Origin of the sequence: Pseudomonas sp. ICMP 10191 (genome assembly GCF_001467335.1) — a bacterium.
GTDB classification, from domain to species: Bacteria; Pseudomonadota; Gammaproteobacteria; order Pseudomonadales; family Pseudomonadaceae; genus Aquipseudomonas; species Aquipseudomonas cerasi.
The window spans coordinates 15,645-38,323 of sequence record NZ_LKGW01000120.1 but is presented as its reverse complement, the minus strand read 5'-3'; the positions used below and the strand labels follow the sequence as shown (position 1 = coordinate 38,323).

24 protein-coding genes are annotated in these 22,679 nt (G+C 56.7%); 2 read left to right on the top strand and 22 right to left on the bottom strand.

From position 1 onward, the window contains the following. Nucleotides 1–75: 75 nt before the first annotated feature. Both AO388_RS30055 and AO388_RS30050 read right to left on the bottom strand, forming a co-directional pair. On the bottom strand, nucleotides 76–1,644 hold the full coding sequence (locus tag AO388_RS30055) for an LPD7 domain-containing protein (RefSeq protein ID WP_330219499.1): 1,569 nt from the start codon (nucleotides 1,642–1,644) through the stop codon (nucleotides 76–78). Nucleotides 1,645–2,408: 764 nt separating this feature from the next. Next, on the bottom strand, nucleotides 2,409–2,828 hold the full coding sequence (locus tag AO388_RS30050; protein WP_058416851.1) for a hypothetical protein: 420 nt from the start codon (nucleotides 2,826–2,828) through the stop codon (nucleotides 2,409–2,411). Between the two features lie 550 nt (nucleotides 2,829–3,378). On the opposite strand from AO388_RS30050, the gene AO388_RS30365 reads away from it, so the two are divergent. Further along, nucleotides 3,379–3,612: a hypothetical protein gene (locus AO388_RS30365; protein ID WP_058416850.1), complete on the top strand. Its 234-nt coding sequence runs from the start codon at nucleotides 3,379–3,381 to the stop codon at nucleotides 3,610–3,612. 202 nt (nucleotides 3,613–3,814) lie between these two features. Here AO388_RS30365 and AO388_RS17745 read toward each other — a convergent pair whose 3' ends face one another. Further along, the gene (locus tag AO388_RS17745) at nucleotides 3,815–4,540 is read right to left on the bottom strand and encodes a plasmid mobilization protein (RefSeq protein ID WP_058416849.1); all 726 of its coding nucleotides are present in this window, start codon (nucleotides 4,538–4,540) and stop codon (nucleotides 3,815–3,817) included. Between the two features lie 225 nt (nucleotides 4,541–4,765). Between AO388_RS17745 and AO388_RS17740 the strand changes: the two genes are divergently transcribed. Continuing rightward, entirely contained in the window at nucleotides 4,766–5,305 is a 540-nt protein-coding gene (locus AO388_RS17740) for a hypothetical protein (protein WP_058416848.1), read from the top strand. A 26-nt stretch (nucleotides 5,306–5,331) separates the two neighbouring features. On the opposite strand, the gene AO388_RS17735 is transcribed toward AO388_RS17740, so the two are convergent. The 19 genes from AO388_RS17735 to AO388_RS17650 form a co-directional block, all read right to left on the bottom strand. Beyond that, nucleotides 5,332–5,904, bottom strand: a complete 573-nt coding sequence (locus tag AO388_RS17735; RefSeq protein ID WP_058416847.1) for a hypothetical protein — start codon at nucleotides 5,902–5,904, stop codon at nucleotides 5,332–5,334. After that, nucleotides 5,901–6,644 carry a StbB family protein gene (gene stbB / locus AO388_RS17730; protein ID WP_055010220.1) on the bottom strand — a complete coding sequence of 248 codons (744 nt, stop codon included), beginning with the start codon at nucleotides 6,642–6,644 and terminating at the stop codon, nucleotides 5,901–5,903. Before stbB ends, AO388_RS17735 begins: the two co-directional genes overlap by 4 nt. A 306-nt stretch (nucleotides 6,645–6,950) precedes the next feature. Further along, complete coding sequence (locus AO388_RS17725) at nucleotides 6,951–7,556, bottom strand: single-stranded DNA-binding protein (protein WP_058416846.1); 606 nt, start codon at nucleotides 7,554–7,556, stop codon at nucleotides 6,951–6,953. 64 nt (nucleotides 7,557–7,620) lie between these two features. Next, complete coding sequence (locus AO388_RS17720; RefSeq protein ID WP_058416845.1) at nucleotides 7,621–8,388, bottom strand: hypothetical protein; 768 nt, start codon at nucleotides 8,386–8,388, stop codon at nucleotides 7,621–7,623. Nucleotides 8,389–8,415: 27 nt separating this feature from the next. Then, nucleotides 8,416–10,581, bottom strand: coding sequence for a type IA DNA topoisomerase (locus AO388_RS17715; protein ID WP_058416844.1), 2,166 nt, complete (start codon nucleotides 10,579–10,581; stop codon nucleotides 8,416–8,418). A 27-nt stretch (nucleotides 10,582–10,608) separates the two neighbouring features. Continuing rightward, on the bottom strand, nucleotides 10,609–10,971 hold the full coding sequence (locus AO388_RS17710) for a TrbM/KikA/MpfK family conjugal transfer protein (RefSeq protein ID WP_058416843.1): 363 nt from the start codon (nucleotides 10,969–10,971) through the stop codon (nucleotides 10,609–10,611). Between the two features lie 40 nt (nucleotides 10,972–11,011). After that, nucleotides 11,012–12,664 (bottom strand): type IV secretory system conjugative DNA transfer family protein, encoded by a 1,653-nt coding sequence (locus tag AO388_RS17705; RefSeq protein WP_058416842.1) that lies wholly within the window; start codon nucleotides 12,662–12,664, stop codon nucleotides 11,012–11,014. Then, nucleotides 12,664–12,894 (bottom strand): hypothetical protein, encoded by a 231-nt coding sequence (locus AO388_RS17700; protein WP_058416841.1) that lies wholly within the window; start codon nucleotides 12,892–12,894, stop codon nucleotides 12,664–12,666. Before AO388_RS17700 ends, AO388_RS17705 begins: the two co-directional genes overlap by 1 nt. Nucleotides 12,895–13,021: 127 nt before the next feature. Beyond that, nucleotides 13,022–13,378, bottom strand: a complete 357-nt coding sequence (locus tag AO388_RS17695) for a hypothetical protein (protein WP_016569416.1) — start codon at nucleotides 13,376–13,378, stop codon at nucleotides 13,022–13,024. 9 nt (nucleotides 13,379–13,387) lie between these two features. Continuing rightward, on the bottom strand, nucleotides 13,388–14,419 hold the full coding sequence (gene virB11 / locus AO388_RS17690; protein WP_003407093.1) for a P-type DNA transfer ATPase VirB11: 1,032 nt from the start codon (nucleotides 14,417–14,419) through the stop codon (nucleotides 13,388–13,390). A 9-nt stretch (nucleotides 14,420–14,428) separates the two neighbouring features. Then, nucleotides 14,429–15,787 (bottom strand): TrbI/VirB10 family protein, encoded by a 1,359-nt coding sequence (locus AO388_RS17685; RefSeq protein ID WP_058416840.1) that lies wholly within the window; start codon nucleotides 15,785–15,787, stop codon nucleotides 14,429–14,431. After that, on the bottom strand, nucleotides 15,774–16,583 hold the full coding sequence (locus AO388_RS17680; protein WP_058416839.1) for a P-type conjugative transfer protein VirB9: 810 nt from the start codon (nucleotides 16,581–16,583) through the stop codon (nucleotides 15,774–15,776). Before AO388_RS17680 ends, AO388_RS17685 begins: the two co-directional genes overlap by 14 nt. Continuing rightward, the gene (locus AO388_RS17675) at nucleotides 16,573–17,361 is read right to left on the bottom strand and encodes a virB8 family protein (RefSeq protein ID WP_003436826.1); all 789 of its coding nucleotides are present in this window, start codon (nucleotides 17,359–17,361) and stop codon (nucleotides 16,573–16,575) included. The genes AO388_RS17680 and AO388_RS17675 overlap by 11 nt, the downstream gene beginning before the upstream one ends. Before the next feature lie 37 nt (nucleotides 17,362–17,398). Further along, complete coding sequence (locus tag AO388_RS27760; protein WP_083515833.1) at nucleotides 17,399–17,701, bottom strand: conjugal transfer protein; 303 nt, start codon at nucleotides 17,699–17,701, stop codon at nucleotides 17,399–17,401. A gap of 67 nt (nucleotides 17,702–17,768) precedes the next feature. After that, a complete protein-coding gene (locus tag AO388_RS17670) occupies nucleotides 17,769–18,701 on the bottom strand; it encodes a type IV secretion system protein (RefSeq protein ID WP_058416838.1) in 933 nt (310 codons plus the stop codon). A gap of 10 nt (nucleotides 18,702–18,711) precedes the next feature. After that, nucleotides 18,712–19,065 (bottom strand): hypothetical protein, encoded by a 354-nt coding sequence (locus tag AO388_RS17665; RefSeq protein ID WP_058416837.1) that lies wholly within the window; start codon nucleotides 19,063–19,065, stop codon nucleotides 18,712–18,714. Nucleotides 19,066–19,097: 32 nt separating this feature from the next. After that, on the bottom strand, nucleotides 19,098–19,784 hold the full coding sequence (virB5, locus tag AO388_RS17660; RefSeq protein WP_058416836.1) for a P-type DNA transfer protein VirB5: 687 nt from the start codon (nucleotides 19,782–19,784) through the stop codon (nucleotides 19,098–19,100). After that, nucleotides 19,781–22,279, bottom strand: coding sequence for a VirB4 family type IV secretion system protein (locus AO388_RS17655; protein ID WP_236713918.1), 2,499 nt, complete (start codon nucleotides 22,277–22,279; stop codon nucleotides 19,781–19,783). Before AO388_RS17655 ends, virB5 begins: the two co-directional genes overlap by 4 nt. Then, nucleotides 22,182–22,670, bottom strand: a complete 489-nt coding sequence (locus AO388_RS17650) for a VirB3 family type IV secretion system protein (protein ID WP_058416834.1) — start codon at nucleotides 22,668–22,670, stop codon at nucleotides 22,182–22,184. The genes AO388_RS17655 and AO388_RS17650 overlap by 98 nt, the downstream gene beginning before the upstream one ends. Nucleotides 22,671–22,679: the final 9 nt, after the last annotated feature.

Sequence of the window (22,679 nt, the reverse complement as noted above, 5' to 3'; positions counted from 1 at the left end):
AATTTGCTACGAGGAATCTACTGAGTCGCCTGGAAGGGACCCACCTCCACACAAGGAGGTGGGTTCTCTCTCGGTTCAATCCACACTCATACCATCATCTTCATCCGGGGATGACAGATCCGGAGTGCCGGCGGCCATGGCCTGGCCCTTGGGCGTGGTCTCGGCCACTTCCCGTTCAGGCGCGACCGGCTGCGCTGACCATTCGCGGCGGTTGACCGTTTTGTCCGTGACAGTGCCGTCCTCTTCGATGACCTGCACCACTACAGGCTGGGTGCCCAGGTCTTGCAAACGTACCTGGTCGCCTTGCTTCAGATCTGCGTCGCTCATGGCCTCTTCCAGCCCTACGCCCCACACCGTGCGGGGCTTACCGCCCTCGGGCTTGAGCGTCACGAAGTAACTCATCTGGTTGTCGTCATTGTGCTGATAAGGTGCTTCCCCATGCTCGATAAGCGTGCCCTCGATGACTTTGCTCCTGGACGGGGCTGTCTGGCCCGTTGCTGCTTGAGGTGTCGGAAACAGACGCTCTTCCACCTCATTGACTATCTGGGCAGCCATCGCCGTGAGGTGGTCCAGGTCATCGACCGACTGAGGCGAGTTTTCGACTTGCTTGTAAGCGGCGACGATGCTGGCTTTGAACGCTTCGCGGTAGCTGTCGTTTTCCATGTAAGCCGTCAGCAGGGCAGCCGCTTCTGGGGTCTTGTCATCCGTCGCAATGACCCAGATGGCATGGTCTTCACCTCGCAAGCCCATGACCGTATCAGAGGCCCTGACATCCGCTTCGGACATCGGAAAATCACGACGCCATTGCGCTTCAAGCCGGACCAGCTCGCTTGGGCTCTGCAGGTCAGGGTCGTTGGCCAGCGCAGGCTTCGCGGCTTCTGGGCTCACCGGTTCAGGCACGGCGTCTGAAGGCGTCGGCACATTGGCCTGCGCTTCAGACGTTGCTGGTGCTGCGGAATTCGCAGCCGGTTGCGCACGCTGCGCCTGCCATTGTGCAAATGCCTGGTCGCCCTTGGGCTGGCCGCGTTCTGGAATGCCCAGGGTGATCGCCACCGTCTCCACGAACGCAATGCGCTCCGGCTCGGGAACACTATCGAGCTGGGTGGCCAGCGCCTGGCTAACCTGGTCAGCCGTTTTTCCTTGGCCATACAGCGCTTCGATAGGCACGGTAACGCCTAGGCGATCCGCCTGGTCCCGCACGTCCCGTGTGGCGTCATCAACGTGCCTAGGCAAGTCGGTGGCAGGACCAATGCTCTGGCCATCACGTTCGATGTCCAGCTCTGCACGGCGGTCAGCCAGGCTTTGATTCATGGCCTTGTCGGTGAAATGCACGTCCAGGCCATTCTTGGCCACCGCCTCGATCACCAGCTTTTTGAATTCGGCAGTGCCGTTGATCGTCAGTGTGCTGCCAAACCTTTCCCGGGCCAGCTGGAGGGCTACGGACACCCCGGCTTCGGTGATGCCCGTGCGGCGCATGGAAATGGTGGTACCCGTGTCGACAAACAAAGTCTTGTCGGTCTGTTTGTCCAGGTAATGCACGTTCTGACTGAACTTGGCCTTGCGCGTGTAAAGATCCTTGGCGCTGAGGTCGCGGGCCCGCTCACTGGCGGCGACTGGATCAACCTGTTTGGCGAAGCGATCCATGACCCGCTTCACCCGTTCGCGCACGCCTTCGGGGGCAGGTCCCCTCGCGCCGCTAATGCTGAAGCCTGGGTCTTCTTTTTCAACGTCTAAGAGATTGCGTATAGCTGCACTGCCCATGAGATTTACCTCGATGTTGGGTTTCGGGTTGTGGAACTGTTCACGCGCTTTGAGCCGCTCGAACGTCAGCACGGAAACCAGCTGCGCCTTGTCCTGGCGGGTTAAGCGTTGATCGGAGAACACGGCGCGCCTGAGCGCGAAATACTGCTGATCAATCCGGCGTATGGCCCGGCGGTGGGCCGGAGCGATCTGGTTGTGCTGCGCCTGCCGCGTGAAATACGCGGCCACCGTGGAGGCGTGTTTGTTAACGGTCAGGGCCTTGATCGAAGCACGCTTGAACACCAGCGCCTTGTCTGCAGGTCGCTTGAGCGGATCGAACAGCATCCGGGCGCGCTGCTCGATGTCAGCCACCGTCGCGACCCGGTGCGGGTTCTTGGCGTAAGGCGGGACAGCACCAGGCCTCCATTGACGGGGAGGGTGGGGCTTGCCTGAACTCCGGGGCCTGCGTCCGGCAGTAGATTGGACAGGCGTTGTCGTCGCAGCCCTCGCCTGGGGCAACTGGTCGGCCACCTGTAGGTGGCTGGATGATCGATAGAACACCAGCGCGTTGTCAGAAGGCCGCTTGAGCGGGTCAAACAGGCGTCGGCCCCGCTCCTCGATGTCAGCGATGGTGGCGACACGGTGGGGGTTCTGGGCATAAGGCGGGACTACACGTCCAGCTCGTACTCGGGTGTTTCGGGGTTTTCCAGCTCCGGCTCGTCGTCGGCCTGTTGCGCCTGCAGGCGTTGCTGTTCCCTTTGTTTCCTGAGAAACGGCGGCAGGTTGGCTTCCTCCTCTTCCTCGCTCAGCTGTGGACCCGGCCCGCCTTCCTCGTCCTCCTCCTGGTACAGATGATCGCAATCCAGAATCTCCTCCTGGTTGCGACTGTCCCACGTGAACGTGTGCATCACTGGGCAGTAACACCGCACCGTCACGGCTTCGGGTCGGTCCGGCTTGCCGGTGATCTGCCACATGGCTGACGGACAGGTCTTGCACGCCATCGGCAGATGCCGCAATGCGTCGCCCTGTAGTTTCAGCAGGACTTCGCTGGTGATCTCTCTGTCGTTGCCCGGTGTGTACGGTTTCATAATCTTCTCCATGTGCTCGGTAGAAATTGGCTTCGCGCTCAGCGAGTAGCCGAACACGGTCTTCAGGGGATGCTTCGGAATAGGTTTTGCGAAACTTGGGAGTGGCCTTGTTGACGTATTTGATTTCCCTTGCACGCTGCGGCCAGGCGAGCAAGCGTTCCTGGATGACGCTGGCTTCAAGCGGTGGTTTTTTCAGTTCACGCCGGACAATAAAGTCATCCTGAAAGATGGTGTCTTTAAGGTTCGTGCCCTTTGCGTCACCCGGCAATTTGACCGAAATGTATTCGTTGTCCTTGCCTTCATTACGGATGCGTGTTTCACCGTGCTCAGCTACCAGGGCATAAAAATCGGCGCGTGAATTTACGCCGCGCTCAATGACCTGCTTAACCAGCTGCTGTTTGAACTGGCGGTTCTTGCCGTAAAAGTCGTCGCCCTTGTAACGTGACAAAACACTGGCCGCATCGGTAATGTCCGCACGCACATTCTCACGCGGTGAAGACAGACCGTACTTCTGGTTAATGTGCTCCTGAAAAGCTTCAAAATACTTCTCATGATTCTTATAAACATCGACCGGATTGGCCTCGTTGCCGCTCAGCAGGTTGATACGCGGAATGATGATATGAATGTGAGGCTTGCGGTCAATCACCTCGCCGGTTTTCCTATCAGTGACCGTCTTCATTTTTGGCAAGTGCGCTTCGGCATACAGATTGAACTCTTCAGGCTTGTACGCATGCATAAAGAAGTTCTTGAAGTCGGTCGTCACTGCCTTGAGCAATTCAGGTGACACTGTGTCCTCTTTGAAGCTTAGCGTGAACGTAAGGTAGCGATCTTGGCCATGGTCCGGGATACTTTCATAGATAGCTCTAGTAACACTGAGCTGCCCCTCAATGATCAAACGATGGTCCAATTCATCACGTGTAAACTCTCGGCCCGACTTGTTACCTTGTTCTAAATACTCCTGCGCCCCGGTGTTATAGCCACTGACTCTAATCAGCATATTCAATACCTGCTAATAAAATCGTTTCGATGACCACCAGCGCTTCATACCATTTGTCTCTCACACTGTCGGTAATGAGGCCCCTGTCACTGGCTGATTTAGCGATATAAGCCAACTGCGAAATGTTATTACCGGCTTTATTGACGATGAATACTATTCTTCTCCTAAACCCGGTAAACTCTCTGAATACTGGAGTTGGATTTAAAATCAGCTCTCTAAAAAAGGTTGATGCAGAACAGCCCGCCCGTTTGATCATGTCATCGAACTGGGTCATTTCGTCTTGGGTGAGTCGAAACCGGATGATATGAACTTTTTTGCCAGATACGTTAGGTGAACCACGGTTGCCGTTATGGACTGGCCTTGCCGGTTTTGGCGGGTCAGTCTCGGACAACACGGTGAGCAACAGTTGTTGAATAGCATTCAGCTTATTAAGCCAGTGGAGATACTGCTTTTGATAAACGGTGCCGTTGTAAGGTGCCGAGTTTGCGGAATAGGCAACTCGGTTTAGAGCATGTCCGGACTTTTCGAATACCTGCTGCATCCGCTTTTTATCGATTGCGGACCGCTCGAAGGTAGGCGAACGGCTGATCACCAGGTCACGAAAGAATCGGGCTGGCTTCAGGCCGGATTGAGCTATGTCCTCGGCAAACCGAGCGAACTGTTCGTCCGTGAAACGGCATGACACTGGGCACGACTTGTTCACTTTTTCGGCCACAAGATCACCTCCTGGGGGCACCTGGAATGACGACAACCAACAACGACAACAACAACGCTTTCCCGCTCTGCGGGGTTTCAAAGGGGTATCCCCTTTGGCACGTCGATTGGCTACGAAAAAGGCGAAGCTCTTTTTTGTAGACAATCGGTAACGTGCCTGTTTAGCGAATTCGAGATAGGGGGTCAGCAGGGCGAACCCACGGGTTACATCAGAATTGCATCAAAAATGCTTGGTATTACGTCAAGAATGCTTGGCATTGCGTTTTTCTACATCAGTGTTACGCTCGAATACGACAGATTTACATCAGAATTACATCACTTTGTACGCAGCAAGGGGCAAATCGTGGCTCAAGAAACCGAAAACCGGCGTGAGGCGTTGGCAGAATTGGCCCAGGACAGCAAAGCCAGGTCCTACACTGCGCAAATCCGCGACCTGTATGACGTGATCGAAAACGCCCTCGACTCAGGTGTAAGCAGGACGGTGATCCACCAAAAACTGGTTGATACCGGACTTGCAGTCAGCCTTCGTCACTTCGACCAGGCGCTGTACCGAATCCGTAAGAGTCATAAACGAGCCGGACAGGTTAAACACCCCCTACCTGAAAAGAGCGATAGCGCAGCGGTCGAAAAACCCGCATTGCTGGATGGCGAAAAAACCACGCCAAGAGCCAACATCAGGCAAAGCATGAAGCAGATCAGGGAGGAGGTGGAAAACACGAACTGGGCTCAAGTCATCAGTGACGCGAACAGAACTTCCAAGCCATGACAGTGGTATGGTTATTGGCTCGGTAGTTACTGCGCGAACTGTTTTTTGATGGCAGACGGTAGCGTATCAATGACCGCCTGCTGTTTTTTGTATTCGTGGTAGAACCATCGATTGGTTTCATTAACGTCCTGAGCCTTAATCGCTACCCAACCCATTGCACACACTACCGCGATGCTCACGGCCACAAATCCCGACAAGACGATGTAATTGAACCGTGAAGCCTGTGTGTCACGGAAGTTACCGGATAAAACACTTACTCGCTTTTCCAAGTCATCGATTTTGATTGCTGCGCGCTGCAAAGCAGGTTCGAACACTCGCTCTAAACTCTGGTGAATGGCCGTGGACATTTCCAAAGCAACGTCCACACCTGCTTTGGCGGCAGTCGCTTGAATGACTTCCTTTGTCGTTTCTTGCAAAAGCAAGGCGGTATCTTCCGCATCCTCTACAGCGTCGGCCACAATATCCAGAGAATCCCTCATCGATAGCTCAAGCAACTGCGGTATGCGTTTTACATCATCGTGCAAACGACCGACATCGCTCAGAAGCTCAATGATCAGAGCATCACGCGCAGTAGTTGGGACAGCTTCATGTTCACTCATTTGATCACCTCAATGCCAAACAGCGCTGTGAACACCGCATCAAGCTTGCGATTGACGCCTTTACACAAGAGCTTCAGTCCGTACATGTCAGACCAACGATCACGCTCTTGTGCGCTAGCGTCTTTGTCCTTAAGAAGTGCTTTGTAGTCGATGTCATCGTCCATGACGCTTTGCATTGAAATGCGGTGGATAGACAGAGCGTCAAATAATTCTGATTCGAACACGGCACATTCTGGATTCAACGTGAATGCACCGGCGCGCTGGTGATAAGCAAAGATAATCGGAAACTCTGCATTAACATCCTTTTTGACACGATTGAACAATACAAGAATCTTTTCAGGAGGTACGCCCAGAGAGGCCAGGCTGCCGATCATGCTGACTGTTTCTTTTTGCTCCTTGGTGCCCGAGGTGACTGGAATCACGAAGTAGTCGACTTCTTCATGAGCCTCGTCAAACTCCTCCAGGTTGGCCATGAAGTCTTCCACATTGGACGCTCCGACATCAATGATGGCCTGATCCTCAAGCATGAGTCGTTTGAACAGCTCACGGAATGCGTTGCCGCGCAGCTTCTCTACATCCAGGCCAAGGTTCTCGGCCGTTTCGTTGATGGACTCGATGGCATAGAGCGGAGCGCCGCCCATACGTGGCCACAGCAGGTTGGCAGCGATGGTAGTTTTGCCTACGGTGCCGGTGTAGTTAATGACGACGACTTTCTTTTTAAACCAACTGATCGCTTTCATTTGGGTATTCCTTGAATAGAGGGGTTAGCACCGGGTAATTACTACCTGGTGTGCTTGATCTGAAATGTGAGTTGGCCGGGAGGTTTGAACACCAAGGGCGCGGCCCTTGTCATCTCGCAACGGCCGCGTTGACCTCGGGAGCGCGGGGTGGTGAAGCTACCCCACACTCCCAAGGTGAGCCTTTTCTGTACAGGGGTTCGTCAAGTGTTCGCTGCGCCCGTGCTTCCGTTCGCCGCGACGATAAAGCGCGTCACGACGAGCCGGGAGCGCGGCACCTGACGTGGGCAAGATCGCTGTATGGGTGGTTCAGACCAGCATCCAGTTGAACCGGTAGGGGTCCATGAAGGGGATCTTGTCATCACCGCCGTCAAAATCCCCAGCGGGTTGCGGTTCGGGCGCTTTGGCCTGTGCCTGCTTACCTGATGCACGTGGCGGTTTCGGTGCGGCTTTGCCCCTGCCGGACGGTTTTTCTGGTGCCGTCTGCTGGGGAGCTTGCTGCCGAGAGGGTTCCTGGTGATCACTGCCACCGCTGCCGTGGCCGATCTGCTCTTGCGAGGAATCGCCCTGTGGACGGCCACCCAGCAACTGCATCGTGCCCTGCATGTCCACGACGATTTCCGTGGTGTAGCGCTTAATACCGTCTTTCTCCCATTCGCGGGTTTGCAGCTTGCCCTCGATGTAGACCTGCGAGCCCTTACGCAGGTATTCACCAGCGATTTCAGCCACCTTGCCAAACAGCGACACGCGGTGCCATTCGGTCTTTTCGACCTTCTGCCCGCTCTGCTTGTCAGTCCACTGCTCGCTGGTGGCCAGGCTCAGGTTGGTCACCGCAGTGCCGTTGGGCAGGTAACGACAGTCAGGGTCTTGTCCGCAGGTGCCTACCAGGATCACTTTATTGATGCCACGCGCCATGATTGCGCTCCTTCTTCAATGAGTGCTTAAAGGGATGTGAGGGAGTGTTACGAGACCTATGGACTTACCAAAAGGCGTCCATGGCGATACGTTCGAAGCCTGCCAATTGCGCTTCGTGTTCCTCATGAAAACGCTCGTAGCGATCCATGTGTTCTTCGCAGAACCGCTCCAGGGCGTCGGGTTGAAGGCGTGGCGAATAGATCAGCGCCGGTTCGGCGTCATCGTCCACGAACTGCTCGGTGCCATCGGGAAACATCAGACGGCCCACACCACCAAGCAAGATTTCAACGGCAGTGGTGTAGGGGGCGTTTTTGCTGGCGTCGGGATCAAAATGGATTGTCGTGTTCAACAGCTCGCGGCCCCGGGCCGAAGACTGCGCAGCAGGGGCCAATATCAAGGCTGTTGTGCCGTCTGCCGACAACTCAAACTCGGCGAAACAGGTGTCGCAATCCACTGGACGCCAAGTCATTTCCCACTTCCTGACGTTGACGATATCGACAGTTGCGGGGGTCTCGCAGTTGGGGCAGTGCGCAGTCATCGTGTCACCAGGTGGCCACTGAGCAACACGTTCGGTAAAGGTCTGTGCAAGCCAATCAGCGTCTGCGGTCAGGATGGTGACTTCGTCGAATGGGGCTATCAGCAGCGCCTTGATGATCTTGGCCACCCAATTCGGATGTTTCGCCATTTGTGCCTGAGCGTCTGCAAGTGCCTTGCGGCCCAATGCCACCGCTTCAAGGTCGTTGCTTGGAATCGAAGCTGTTACGGCTACAGCCTGGGCCTGAAGCGCTTCAAGGGCGGCATACGCTCCCTTGGGTAATTTCTCGTCTGACATAGCAAATGCCTCCGTTGAGGAGAGGGGTCATGCGCGCGTGGGTTTGCGGCTGAATACGAATTCCAGCTTGGCTTCGTGATTGAGCTTCAGGGCCGCTTCAAAGGACTTGCCGGTTTTCTTGCTGTGAAAACCCTTCAGTACGCCGGTCTTGCCATTCGTCAGCAGCGCCTCGATCTGGCCAGGCGACAGCATCTTGCCGCTGACTTCCGGATGGAACTTGAAGGCGCAGGCGCGACAGCCGATCACTCGCGGGGTAACAGCCAGTTCACCCCCACACATGGGGCACTGGGCGTTCAGGCTGTCCAGCACCGGCTTACCGTCGCCTTGCACGTTGCCCAGGTCGATGTTCTGCACCTGGTCTGCAATGAAGGACTCCAGCTCGTCCAGGAACGCGTCGACGGTCAGTTCACCGGCCTCGATCATCTGCTGCTGTTCATGCCAGAGCGCGGTCATGTCCGGCGTCGTCGCAATCGCTGGCAACGCGGCGATGAACTCCAGACCCAACGGGGTGGGGATCAGTTTTTTCTTCTCTACCGCGTAGAAACCCCGCTCCTGCAGCTTGGCCAGCATCGCGGCGCGAGTCGCCGGGGTGCCGATGCCGCCGTTCTCGCCTTTCTTGCCCTGGTCGCGGTCGATCAGCAGCTGCTTGATGCGCGGGTCTTTCACATACTTGGCCACGCGCTGCAGATCCTTGAGCAACGTTGCTTCGGTGTAGAGCGGCAGGGGCTTGGTCTTTTCCTTGGCCACCGTAATGCCGTCGCATACCCCGGCGTCACCGACTTTCATATCCGCCAGCGCATCGAAGGGGCTCGCAACCTCGGCCGCGTCCGATGCGTCTTCGTCTTGCTCGTTTTCTTCAGTGACCTGCGCCGTCCAACCGGGCTGCGTCACTTTGGTGGAGCGCGCAACGAAGGTGTGGCCGTTCACGCCAAAACGTACTTCGGCACTGAGGTAACGTTTTTCGGGCAAGAACTGCGCGACGTAGCGTTTGACGATGGCCAGGTACACGGCGCGTTCTTCGTCACTCAGCTGGGCAATGTCGATCTTCACTGCCGTTGGGATGATCGCGGTGTGCGCCGAAACCTTGCTGTCGTCGAAAGCCCGGCTTTTGCGTTCCGAATTTACTTCGGTGAACATCCCGGCTAGATCCGGCAGTGCCTGGCTAAGCAGGCTCAAGGTCTCCGGAGCCTCGGCAAATTGTTCGTCGGACAGGTAACTGCAATCGGAACGGTTGTAGGTGATGGCCTTGTACTTCTCGCGCAGTGCCTGGGTCAGTGCCAGAGTCTTTTCAGCATCGATGCTATGGGTCTTGCTCATAAACACCTGCAGGTCGAGCAACGCGAACGGCAAGGGTGCCGGGGTTTGCTTCTCCTCCACACGGGCCTCGATCACGTTCGCTGGTTTCTGCCGGCACGCGTCGGCTACCTGCGTTGCATACGCCTCGTCGATGATGCGGTTCTTGTCATCAATCGGGGCATCCGCAGCCACCACGAGGCGAGCCTGGGGACGACTGCCACCAACGGCCAGGCTTGCCGCAATCGTGTAGTAAAACGCACTGGCGTGACTCTTGTTGGCCAGATAGCGATTCACGATCAGCCCCAGGATCGGGGTCTGCACGCGGCCCACTGACAACACGCTTTTGACGCCCTTGGCCCTACCGGCCAGGGTGCAGGCTCGGGTCATATTGAACCCGTAGAGCTGGTCACCAATGCTGCGGGCCAGTGCCTTCTGGAACAGGCCGTAAAACTCGGTGTTGTCGCGCAGGCCGTCCAACGCTTTGCGGGCAGCATTAGCGTTCATGTCGTTGATCAGGATGCGTTTGACCGGCGCGGTGTTGCCGAAATGCACCAGGACCTCGTCGACCAGCAGTTGGCCTTCGTCGTCCGGATCTCCGGCGTGAACGATTTCCGAAGCGCGACCGATCAGCTGCTGGACGATGCTCAGCTGGTCCTTGGTGCGTGCGATGGGCTGGTACTTGGCCGGACGCAGCTTCAGGGGCAGGTCGGCCTGAACCCAGTTTTTATAATCGGGGTTGTGAGCCTCGGGCGGGACCAGTTCGAGCAGGTGGCCCACGCACCAGGTGACGATATCGTTGCTGCCGCACTCGAAATAGCCGTCCTTGCGTATGACGGTGCCCAGCGCTTCGGCAATGACTTGGCCTAAGGCAGGCTTTTCCGCAATGAATACTCGCATGGTGTTCTCCTTGTCAGGATCTGGGGCTTAGCCCCGGACCTTGCCGAACTTGTCGTTGATTTTTTGGGTGTAGCTCTGATCAGCACCAGGGCAGCTGTTGAGGTAGTCCTGGCGCGCCGTGGCGGTCTGGCTCCATTTGATGTTCCCGTGCTTCTTGACCAGGATGCTGAAGTAGTCCTGTTCGGCGCTGCGGCATTCGCTGCCACCGCTGTTGCCGGTGAACTTGCCGTAGAGGCAAAGCACGGACTTGCACGGGTCACCGGCGAAGGCTGAGCCACTGCCCATCAGGCACACTGCGAACAGCGCGCAGACCCGCGTTTTGCCGCGACCAGGCACGGCGTTGCCAGCGGCCTGACCCTTGCGGTCAGCCGTTTTGCTGTAGGTATTCATGTTTTGCTCCTGCAGACGCTTGGGTGCGCCGGTGGGGGGACTACATCGGTTCGGAGGTGTCGTCAGCCTGCACAGGCTCTGGATCTGGCTCGACCTCAACTGGCTGTGCCTTGTCCGCTTCGGCCTGAGCCACTTCGGACGCTTTGTCTTTGGGATTCCAGCGCTGCCGTTGTTCGGCCTGCATGGGCTTGGTGTCGGCCACCGCGACCTTGGCTTCGACGGTGCGCACCGGCACGGTGAGCGCGTCGATCTTGGAGGCATCCCCCACGGGCAAGGGCGGCGGCGGCAGCTTTTCTCGCGACCTGAACACCTCTTCCTCGTAGTAAAAAATCTTGCGAGCCAAAATCTTCAGGGCGGGCGTGGTTTTGGTTCCCTGTACGAAGATCAACTCCTTGTCATAAGGCAGCTCGTTGATGTCTTGGGGCAGCATCAAGGGCCGGGGCTGTTCGCTGTAGCTGTCTGTTTGCCCTTGAGCCCCAACCTGATGCTTCTGCCTGTTCAATGACTGGTTATGGACGCGCACGGTGGTATTACCCAAGCGCCTGCTGTACTCCTCGGCCAGCTTAATATCACCAGGGGCGAACACGATTTCATTGTGAATCGCCTTCATGATGGCGTTGGCAGCTTCCTCACCATAGATAGCCCGCAGCTGATCCTTACCCTGGAAAATGAAGAAGAACCTCAGCCCCGCGCCTCGGGTCAAGGCGGGCGCAGTCTCCAAGATTTCAATACGGCCCATGATGGCCAGCTCATCCATCAAAAGGGCCAGCTGGTACTTGTACCGAAGCGTGCCGTCTGCACAGTGCCCGCCTTGCTCCGGTATGACTTTGGAATTGAGCCGTATGGCCTGAGTGAAAAACAGGTTCATCAGCGGGCCATACTTCTTCAGCGAACCCTCGGTGACACTGAAGTACGCAGTCATCTTTTCTTCACGGGCTTTGGACAGGTCGATATCATCCCCTGACACGGCCCAGGCCACCGTCTTCTCGGCATACACCGACAACACGTCGCGCACGATGTCCACGGTGGTGGACCAACCGCTGCTCTTGTTTTTCGAGGCCTCGAATACACCATTAAGCTCGCGAAGGGCTTCAAAGGAGAGCGCATTAGGGCCGGTGCTGCGCAGCTCGATGATCTGCTGAGCCCACGTCCCCATCCCTGTCCCCAATGAGCCAATTTCGTAAGCCTGGGGCAACGTGAAGGGCATGTCCGGCGTTTCCATCAAGTACAGCAGCATGGCGGTGAAGACGTTGCCCGCCTTGTTGTACCACTCCTGGTTCTTGGGGTTGTCGGAGACGAACAGCACCCTGGCGATGGTGCGAATCTCCCCCAGCCGGTAGAGCGGATCGCGGTTGATTGCGCTCAGGGGGTTCCAGCGGTGCGTCTCCAGACGCTCAGGTGAAAAGCGGTAGACCTTGTGACCAGCTGATGCACGAAACCCCGAGGTGATTTCCCAGTTTTCAAATTTCGGATCGTTGACCACCATGGAATCGGGGTAGCTGAGCAGGTTGGGGATCACAGCCCCGACCCCTTTCCCGGTGCCAGGTGGTGCGGCCAGCATCACGAACTGTTGCCCGTAGCTGGCCAGAAAAGAATCCTCCGTGGGGTGCTTGCCAAGCAGGAACGCGGGGTGTTCATCGATCCGTTTTTGGGGATTGCTTGGGCTGATGCGCTTGGATTTAGCTCGGGCCATCAGCGGACACCTGCTCGACGCTCAATCGCCTGGGCGTCGAGGCTTTGTTGCAGGGCGATGGCCACCTGCTGATTGGCCTGGATCTGCCTGAGCGATGCACTGATCTGATCGAGCTGGGCGAGTGCGATACAAATGCCCAGCCAAGCTGCAATGACAAAGACGACGCCCAGCGCAATGGGCAAGGGCAAACCCAGAAAGAGAAGGGGTTTCGATTCTTTTGATTGTTCCATTGGGAATCTCCTGCAAGGTGCTTCCGGACACAGCTCGGCCCCAGGCGGCTGATAGCCGTCTGCGTGGCAGTGCATGGAAAGGGTTGGTAAGGGCGGGTGTATCAGGCGGTGATGTGGGTGCAATGCCCTACTTGCTGGTGTTCTTGTATTCGCCTTGGTACTCGAACTGACGCAGCTCGCGGTTGTTGGCAAAGCGGGCATCACCGTGCAGCGAGGTCTTGGGCTTCAAACGCACGAAAAGGGCCATAAGCGTGATGCCGACCGGCAGGAAGGTGAGGGCAGCGGTCACACACCATGACCACGGCACGTACAGCATCCGCCGGTCGTTCCAGGCCAGCTTGCGGGCTTCCCATAGTGTGTCCCAAGCCAAGCCAGCGAAGTGACCTTGGGTCAGGTGCAGATACATAGCACCCCCTGCGTACAGCCCGATCACGAAGCACACAGCCATCATGAACACGATTGATAACGAGACTTTCCACCACATGGCGTTCTCCTAGGCTGCGCGTTGACGCTGGCCATTGAGCAGGGCCAGCTTGTGTTCAGGCTCGTAATGCACTTCCTCGATGTAGGTGTTTTCCATGTACACCACCACGTCGAATGAGGTGCGCACCAGGCGCTCGATGTACGCGTAATCCAGGCCGAGTCCGATTGGTGACTGCTTCACCAGGCCGCACACACGTGCATAGCCCGCTTCACTGTCATTGGCGTGCGCAGTGGTCACGGTGCCCTTGGTGCCGGTGTTCAGAATCTCGATGTAGTGCCACACCTCATCACCAGTCAGCTCGGCCAAAAACAGGTGGTCAGGCTTCATCCGCATCGCGCTGGCCACCAGGGCTTTGGGCGTCACCACATGGCCATAGAGCAAATGCACATGGTTAGGGTGGAAGGGCATGGGGTCCTCCAGTATTTCCTGGATCGTGATCATGCGGCGGTTAACCGGAAACATGTCGATCAGCGACTTGCCGTAAGTGGTTTTACCCGAGCCCGGCCCGCCAAAAATGATGATGTTCTGGCGATTAGCGATGGCGATTTCCATGAATCGGTGCCACTCGCCGGCTGCGTGGGCTTCCTGCATGTCGCGCTGCCAGGCTTTCAGGGTCAGTATCGGTGAAGCGATGGCCTTGGCCCGGTCATAGCGACCGCTGTTGACGTAATCCATATGGGTGAAGCGATCCAAAGAGGGTTTTCGAAACGTCATCGACAGGGTGCCCTCTTCGCACGCCGGGGCCATGACGATCTGGCCCCGCTCCCCGCCAGGTAATTTCACAGTGTGAATAGGTGAGTGAGGAGCCAGTACGCGGTATCTCAGCGCACAGAGCGCATTGGCCAGCCGCCAGCACAGGTTGTAGGTGAGCCAAGGCGCTTCTTCGTGTTCCCAGCCGTTTGGACCGTCCACCCACAACTCGTAAGGCCGGTTGATGGCCACGTCCTTGGTGCCCTGACGATTTAGGCGCTCGGTGGCACCTGCCTGGTCGAGGAAGTCCAGAACCAGGGTGTCTTCGGTGAGTCCTTGCTCTTCAGTCATGAATACTCCTTAGCGGTTCTCGAAAACCGATGAAAAGTCGATGTCTCGGGCCACGATGACGGTGATGACCGTACCTGGCAGCAGATGCGCGGTGTCCGGAATGTTGATGGTGCTGTCCAGCGCCTTGTTGGCCATGCTCTCCACGTTCTGCTCGCTGTTGTTCACCGTGTAACCTCCAGACCCCGAGCTTTTCTGCGTCGTGTTGGACGCTGCCTGGAGCGCGTCCTGGATGAACGACAACATCACTGCACCGCCAAAGCGCTGCATGTAGTGACGATCAATCCAGGCTTCGGTCCCGCTGGCTCCCATGGGGCCTGCACCCAGGCTGTCAATCTTGGCCCGCACACCCGCTTGGGTTTCTATTTCGGTCCAGGTAGTGAACACGCTGGTTTCGCCTGGCCCAACCTCAACCGTCTGTTCACCGGTGAGCTTGTCACCCGCTGCCGCTATCACCGTGGAGCCATCAGCGGAATACAACGGATCGGTAAGACGACAATCCACCATCCCTGGGTGGGTACTGATGATTTCGGTATACAGCGCGCAGCGCGTGTAGGTGTTGTGGCTGACCAGGTACTTGCGGTTCGGTGCCAGGTACGCCTTGGCCGGGACAAAGGTGGTACCGCCCAGATTGCTCAGGCTGCTGCGTTTTCTGCTGGACGATTCACCACCCAGACCGCTGCTCGATCCGCCCTGAATGTCGGCCAGCATTGAAGGCGGCAGGTATGGCTGCTCGCCGGACGGCTGTTGCGGCTGAGGATTCCCAGCACCAGTACCCTGCGCGTCTTCCGAGGTCACCAACATTTCACGTCCCAGTTTGCGTTGCCGGGGGGTCTGTTCCACGGGCGTGTTCTGGCCGGACGCGCCGGGCGGTGGCGGCGCACTACCGGCATGGTCCTGACCGGTTTTTCCGCGCTCGGCATCCTCCTTATCCTTTTGCTCCTTGGCCAATCGCTCTCTTTCCGCTCGGGCTCGCCTTTCCTCTTCGGCTTTGTCAGCGGCCAGTTTGGCTTCCCGTGCCTTTTTCATGCTGTCGTCACTGCCCAGATTCACGTCCAGGGTCGCGTCCTTCTTGACGTTGGTTTCATCGACCTCGGAGCCGGTGGTTTTCATCTGGGAAATGGTGAAGTACCAGAGCCCGCCTATGCCCAGAAGACCAACCAACACGAGCCCAGCCAGGCCAAGGTAGAGTGTCTTCTTGTTCTGGGCATCGCCTGTGCGTTTGGCCCGCACGTCAAAAGCCCCACGGGCCTGGGTGCTGGCAGGCTCGGAGGCCGGTTTCTGTTCCGGGGCGGCTGCTGATTCGGGCGGCCCGATGCTATCCGGCCCTTGAGTGTTCTCCGGAGCCTGGTCGTTGTCATTGTTCTGCATGCTTAAGCTCCCGAATCTCGCCGGTGGTGGTTCCGTTGAAGTTGTACCCCGTGTTCACCTGGGCAGTAGGCCGGGCCTCTACAAGCAGACCGTTCAGGCGAAACCGAAACAATCGGCTGACCCCATGCACCACGATCACGTTCTGTTCGTTGTGCATGTCGGCCACGGTTTCGGTGCCATCGGGCAGTACCTGGTACAGCACCGGGCGCGGTCCGTTGCCGGTGAAGCGGAAGCAGGTCAGCATGCCGTTGTCCCAGCCCTCATACGGCCCTATGGACTTGCTATCTGCGTTCGAGCGCTTTTGATAGGGGCCGTTTTGCACCGGGCCGTCGCATGGGTTGCCGGGATCACGGCGAGCCGCAACAGCCTTTTTCGGCGGCTCGGGGTAGGTGAAGCGCAGCAGATACGTCGAGTCCTGGGTGCGCTCGACCAGCTTCAGCTCAATCAAATAGGTACGCCGATTGGTGTTAATGGTCAGGTTCGTATCAGGTTCCTGATCGGTGATCGGCTTGAGCGAGACCATGTTGCCCGCCTTGTTGGGGCCAATTGACCAGGCTTTCGGATCGCCCGAGACCATCAGCCCGGTGTCCTGATTGATCGTCTCGTTGGATTGGAGCTGGACGAGCGCTCCACGGCCAACCGTCGCTTGCACCCTGTACACCTCGTCAGGCGAATAAATGGCCGTCTGTACACGGCGGTCCAGTGCCGAGCCAGTGCCCATGCTCTCAGCAGAGGCGTGCAGGCCTGACGTCAGAAGCAACAAGGCGGTGAAGCCTGAAGCGGCTTTATTTACCATTGGACACCCCCACTTCTTGGGTCATTGTGTAGGCCTTGATCCCGAAGCCACGGGGGTTCAGCCACTGATCACCGGCTTTTTTCGCAGGGTTTTTGTAGTCGTAGGTCACTGTGGCCACCCAGGTGACCGGGTGCAGCTGGGGATCGGGGACGCCATTGCGGTCCAGCACGGTTTTAGTAATCCGCACCTGGGCGGTGCCTTCCCGATCTTTACGATCAAGGAAATTGATATTGTTGATATCCGTGCGTATTTGCCGGTTGGTCCCCAGCACTTCCAGATAGCCCTTGGAGGACAATTGGAAGTTGCGGTACTCGGTAAAGGTCTCGTCATAGGACATCAACTTGACCATGGCGTAATTGGCATCGTTACTCGAAAAGTTGTAGCTCTCGCGGAAACGCGTGTACGCGGAAAGCCAGAACTCGTCATCGATCTGCTCCTGTGGCTTGCCTTTGTCGTCGGCCCACACCACATCCGTGTAACCGGAATTTCTGTCGACCCGTACCAGGCCAAGTTGCACGGTCTTGAGCGGGGTCAAGCCCATCACGGCAGCAACTGACATGACGGCAATAGCCCCGAACACATAATTCAACCGCGTTGCTCGTTTGGTCTTGGCCTTTTCATCGGCGGCGATGCTCTTTTCAAAGTACCGAGCTGCATGAATCCAAGCCTGTTCAACCAGGCTGATTTCTTGTGCGGTGGCCGCGTCGATGCTGGTACGGGCGGCCAGTTGCCGCTCCTGCTCGATAACATCCTCTTTGGATTTGCGAAGCTTCTTCATAAGTCACCTAAACCTGGACAAACACGTGCTGCGCGGATCAGTTCGCGGAGCATTTGGAATCGTTGGGCGGGGCCTCGCCAGGCTTTGCCGGGGAGGCGTTTGCCGGACGCTTTGGAGGGGTGGTCTTGAGCGACTGGGCCTTGGGCGCAGGGCTCGCTTCTGGCAGCACCCGGCCAGGCACGGGAGCAGGCTTTGCCACGGGGGCAGCGCGAGGCGCAGGGGCATGGGTGAAGGGCATGTCTTCCCATTGCCCTTCCGGTTCGGACAGTTTGGGTGCAGAGCCACACCCTGACAGCAGGGCAGCCGAAAGCAGCCCGCTCAAAGCAAGTTTGAAATTCATATTGGAGTACCTGAGAGAAGCGAGGGTGTTGCGATTAGTGAGAGGGCGTAGCCGGTAAAGCGATGTGTTATTTGATGTTGTTGCGTCCCCTCCGCAGTCTGGAAATGCCAGCGGCGACACCGCGTGTCATACCCTTGGCTGCACCAAACCCTGAAATGCGGCTGACCATTCCGCCTCCGGAGGGGCCGCCACCCATGATGGAAGCCGCTTGCCCAGGCAGTTCGATGACAAGTGCTGTAAACGTGCCAAAGACAAGCAAGATGATGAAATTACCCGCCAGAGAGGTATTTAAAGAACCATCTTTGATCATCGCAGTGTTGATAAAGCCAATCTCGATAGCAAGTACGACCGTAATTAGTACCTGAGCCAACATAAAGCCTCCAATGGCTGATGCCCAACCCCAGAAATACTGCTTGGTCTGATCAAACAACAGAAATGCAATGAATAGAGGCCCTACGGACACAATAGCTGTTGTCGACACCTTCAGCACAAAAAGCGTGGCAACGGCGGCGAGCAAGAACGGGATACCTCCGAGCACATAAAAAACCACTCCTTGAATACCCAACCAAATATTAGCAACACTGGTAGTTATGATATTGAAGTTCATGGCACTTATAAGCGCTTGCAGGTTTTCTATATACGCAACAATCAAACTGTCGATCTGGTTGGTTTGCACACCCTCCTGGCCGGACATGATTCCCCCCATCCAATTAGGGAGGCCAGTGACAAAGGGCACGATTGTCTTCACGTACCACTCCAAGTTGAATGCACACGCGGTGATAAACGCCATTTTTGCAATTTCTTTCGCCACGTCTTCAAAGGCGACGTTCATTCCTCGGTACAACCATTGAATGTTTCGAAGCGTGAAGTCGATCAACCACATGGTTCCGAAGAGCGCTCCAAGCCCCAGCATTACCTTTGCCATGCCGGTGACCAAAGCGCTTTGCAGAGCGGCATCAACGAATTCGAACAACGTCTGGGCTATTTTTGTTACGTCCATGCCGCCTCCGTTATTTTGATCGTGTATAGGTTGTGTTGTCGAAATAGATGACGTTGCCTTCCATACGCATGGTTGCAAGACCACCAGCCATGCTTAGAACACTCTCCGATTCTGCCTTAGCTTCCAGTCGCTGCAGGTTTTTTTCCATTTTTCCATACCCCACAACATCGGCCGTGGTTTCAAGGTTTACGTGGAAGACTTCTCCATCCTTTGATATATCCATCACATAGGTTGGCTTGCCCATTCTGGTTTTGTTTTCTCCGGTCCATCGACCAACAAATCCTTGTCCTTTGTCATCACCGCAACCAGACAGTGCAAATGCAAACAGCACCAAACAAATCACAGCACTCATTTTTTTAAACATAGGTCATATTCCCTTGTGAACTGAGTTGTTAATCATTCGTAGCTAGGCCGCACGCTCGTTTTACCCTTCATGTAATCGCTGAACGCTTGTGCCCGCTTTTCATTTTCCATTTTCTCTTGCTGCTGCTGAAGTATCTGCATATTGGCCAGCCGCATCTGCTGGTTTTGTTGCTCGATCAGCTCCTGCTGGTAACGCAGTTGTAAATCCTCCTTCTGCTGTGGGGTCGTCACCTCGTTCAACCGAGCCCGTAGCAGCTCAGCGTTCTTGACCCGTTCAGTGCTGGCGTTGTAATTGCGCTCCAGCGCATCGGCAACCGACATCATCTGGTCGAATTTCGCCTGCACGCTGGCATTATCCGAGGTTAAGCCGTAGCGGTCACGCAAACTGGCGATGTCCCGGCCCGTGCTGTAAACATCAGCCCAATCCCCCATGGGCATGACTTTGTTCAAGGCGGGGTCATTCAGGAACCCACCCAACATGTCGTTGCCGGTGACGATGCTTTTGTAGTGGTTGTATTCCTGAGCGGCCTGGGCGATGCCTTCCTTGGCTGTGGTCAACGCGTCCATTGCCTGCTTAGCCTGAGCCATCGCATTCGCTTTAAGCACAAGCAGGTTTGAAGGATCTAGCACCGGAACGCCTGGTACTGCCGCATGCGCAGCAGGCAGGGTGGTGGTCAATATAAGCGCGCTCAGCGCACAAACCATCACGTGTTTTTTCATGACGAAACCTCGATTTCATTCTGTTCCTGAAGGGCTTTCCAGGCTTTTTGAAAGGCTGGCATCCAGCGCTGTGCATCCCGCGTGTTCATGGACTGGCGCAAGCCCTCGGCATAGTCGAACGCAGGCAGCCACACGGCGGGATCGTCAGTGTTCAACCATTGGCGCACGGCCTCGGCCACCAGAAACGCATCGACCCACACCGTGGGATCAGTTGTGCCCAGGTGCTGCCGGATACGCTCGGCCACCGCCAGGTTCTTTTGGGTGGCGGATAACAGCGGCAACCAATACTTGAGCGGGCCGTCCAGCTCCATTTTCAGCTTCACCGTCTGGTGACCCTGTTGCACCACCATTTCCCGGCTCAGCGGCCCCATATCACGCACGGCCTCAAACACCTTGCCGGTGACGCCGAACTTGGCGTAGCTCTCGGCCTGGGCTTTCTTGTTTGGGAGCCAGATAGGCGTTGTCACTTGCTGAATGACGGCTGCTGCGTAAGGCGTCGCCAGTGCTTGCTCGGGGTACTGGGTGTCCATGATCAGGATTTCCCCGCGCATGCGTCCGCTCTGCAGGACCTCTTTGATTGCGTCCGCCGTGCTTTTGAACGACAGCGGTGCCCAATACTCGGCCACCACGTTCAACAGCAGATTGCCGGGGCGGGCTTCGTGCATTTCGCGTTTCATGTAGAACAACGTGTTCAGAAACGCTTCCATGACTTCTGGGTGCTTCTCGGCGTAGTCGTTTTTGAGCAACTGCGTGCAGTCAAAGGCCAGACGCCGGTAGGTCTGCGCATTGAACTGGTTGATCGGCGAGTCCAGAACCCAGGCGTACTGACCTTCGCGGCCTTCACCGGCCAAACGGCACCATTTCGACAGCCGGGTGTGCAGGCAATTGCCACCCCGATGGGGGATGTTTTGCAGCAGCAGCGACATGCCCCGAAGTCGCACATTGGTATGCGCCATGACCGCTTCGACCGAATCCTTGATCGTGCGCTGGTCGGCTTCATCGGTCTTCGCTGGACCACCGGCGCAGCACAGCACCAGATCATTCAGCATTTGCCTCAACCCAGGACGGTCGTGAAACTGAAACGGGTTGACGCCGGTGAAGTGCCCAGGCTGCACGGTGTAATACTCAGCACCCAACCCACACAGCAGATGTCTCAAAGACTCGTTGTAGTCGATGCCGAAAATCAGCGGATCGAAGCGGCTGAGAAAGGTCAGCAGGATGGCCTCAGCGGTGGTTTTACCTACCCCCGTTTGGCCTGTGTAAACCGCATGACCTGGCAGCATTTCACCGAGGTTGTTCTGGCCGGGTGGGCTGTCATGCACGTTGAGCATATATAAGGCCTTGTTGACCGTCAGCACCGGCATCACGCCCGTTCCATCACCGATGGGGTTGCCCTTGACCTTGCCCGTGGGAGTAGAGTGCAGGGAAAAGCTGCACGCCAGGTTCTCGGTCGACTTCATCATGGGGTACATGGCCTCGGTCACACCGGGGAACTGCGTGTACCAGGTGTCGATGTTGCTCATGGTCGAACGCACAAAGGTCGCGTCACGCACCGTAAACACCGACGCCATTTTCGTGCCGTTCTCGATGGCCTGGTCCGGGGTGTTGCCATAGACGATCAGCGAGGCGTGATAACGACCGAAAGCCTTGTCGCCCAGGGTGATGGCATCGATGGCATTTTCCAGTTCCTCGGTTTGCTTTGAATCGCGCTCGACCGAGCCCAGATCCGCCACGTGCTTTTTGAATTTGTCCTTGGCCTTGTTACGGTCTTCGAACAGAAACGTTTGCACCAGGGTGAACTCGAACTGCTGCTCGATGGCCTCGTCCCACATACCGGGGTAGGTCCCGCCACTGGGGTAGTCGCGCAGGTCAAAGGTGGTCGCGAAACGCTGGCCACCCCGATTGGGCCGGTTCTCGACAAAATCGTAGTTTTCGAAGTTGGTGACGCTATCAATGATCGCGTCACCCAAGCGGGTGTCGCTGACCAGCACGTCTTTTTCGTGCCCGTTGATCAACAGGCTGAAGTAGCGCCCGATCTGTGAGAACAATGCACCGTGTTCGTTTTCCTCAAGGCCCATGATGACCGGGTCATATTCGGCCAGCAACGTAGAGGAAAGTGACAACAGGTCGCTCATGCGCTCGATCCCTTCATCAACCTCGCGGTACTTGAGGATCAGGGCAATGCTGTACCCAACCTGGAAGAAGGTGCCGTTGCGAAACGGTGCGGTGTAAGCGTCCACAAAATCCTGAAGGGCGGGAAGTGGCAAGGCGTATTGCGTGTCCAGCTCGATGCCCGTCTTGGTGATGTAGGTTTGCAGCATTAGATGCTTGCCTTCCTTTTTGCCCAAGGCCAGGAAGTAGCGGTTGAGGTTGTGAAACAGTTGGATCAATTCTTCATCACTGCGGGTTTCGCTGGAAACCCCCTTCAACTGAATCAAACTCATCAGGCGATTGCCGGGCAGTGTCACCATGTGTTCGTGGACCGGATAGCGCATCAATGGCACTTTCTTTTCCGGGGGCATAACGCTTGTGTGAAAATCGTGCGCCATAGAATTCGCTCCATTGCGGATTAAAAGGGGTCAGCAACAACGGTTTGCCGTACTTGAGGTTCAGCCAGAGACGCCGCCGTGCAAAGCGGATACGGCGCAAGTACTGAGGATCGATCAGGCCCACGACCCTCAAGGCGATGAGGGCAATCAGGAATGGGGAGGCAGCAACCAGGCCCCACACCCAGGACAGCAAGAAGGTTGCGGCCACACCGAAGACCAGGCCGCCCATCAGCAATCCCACCATTGGCATGATGGGAATGTTCCAGAACATCGCAGGCCGACTCATGGCGTTGTAGCTTTCGAAGGTCAGTTTCTTGAGTACTTCGTTACTGGCCATAGGCGCTCC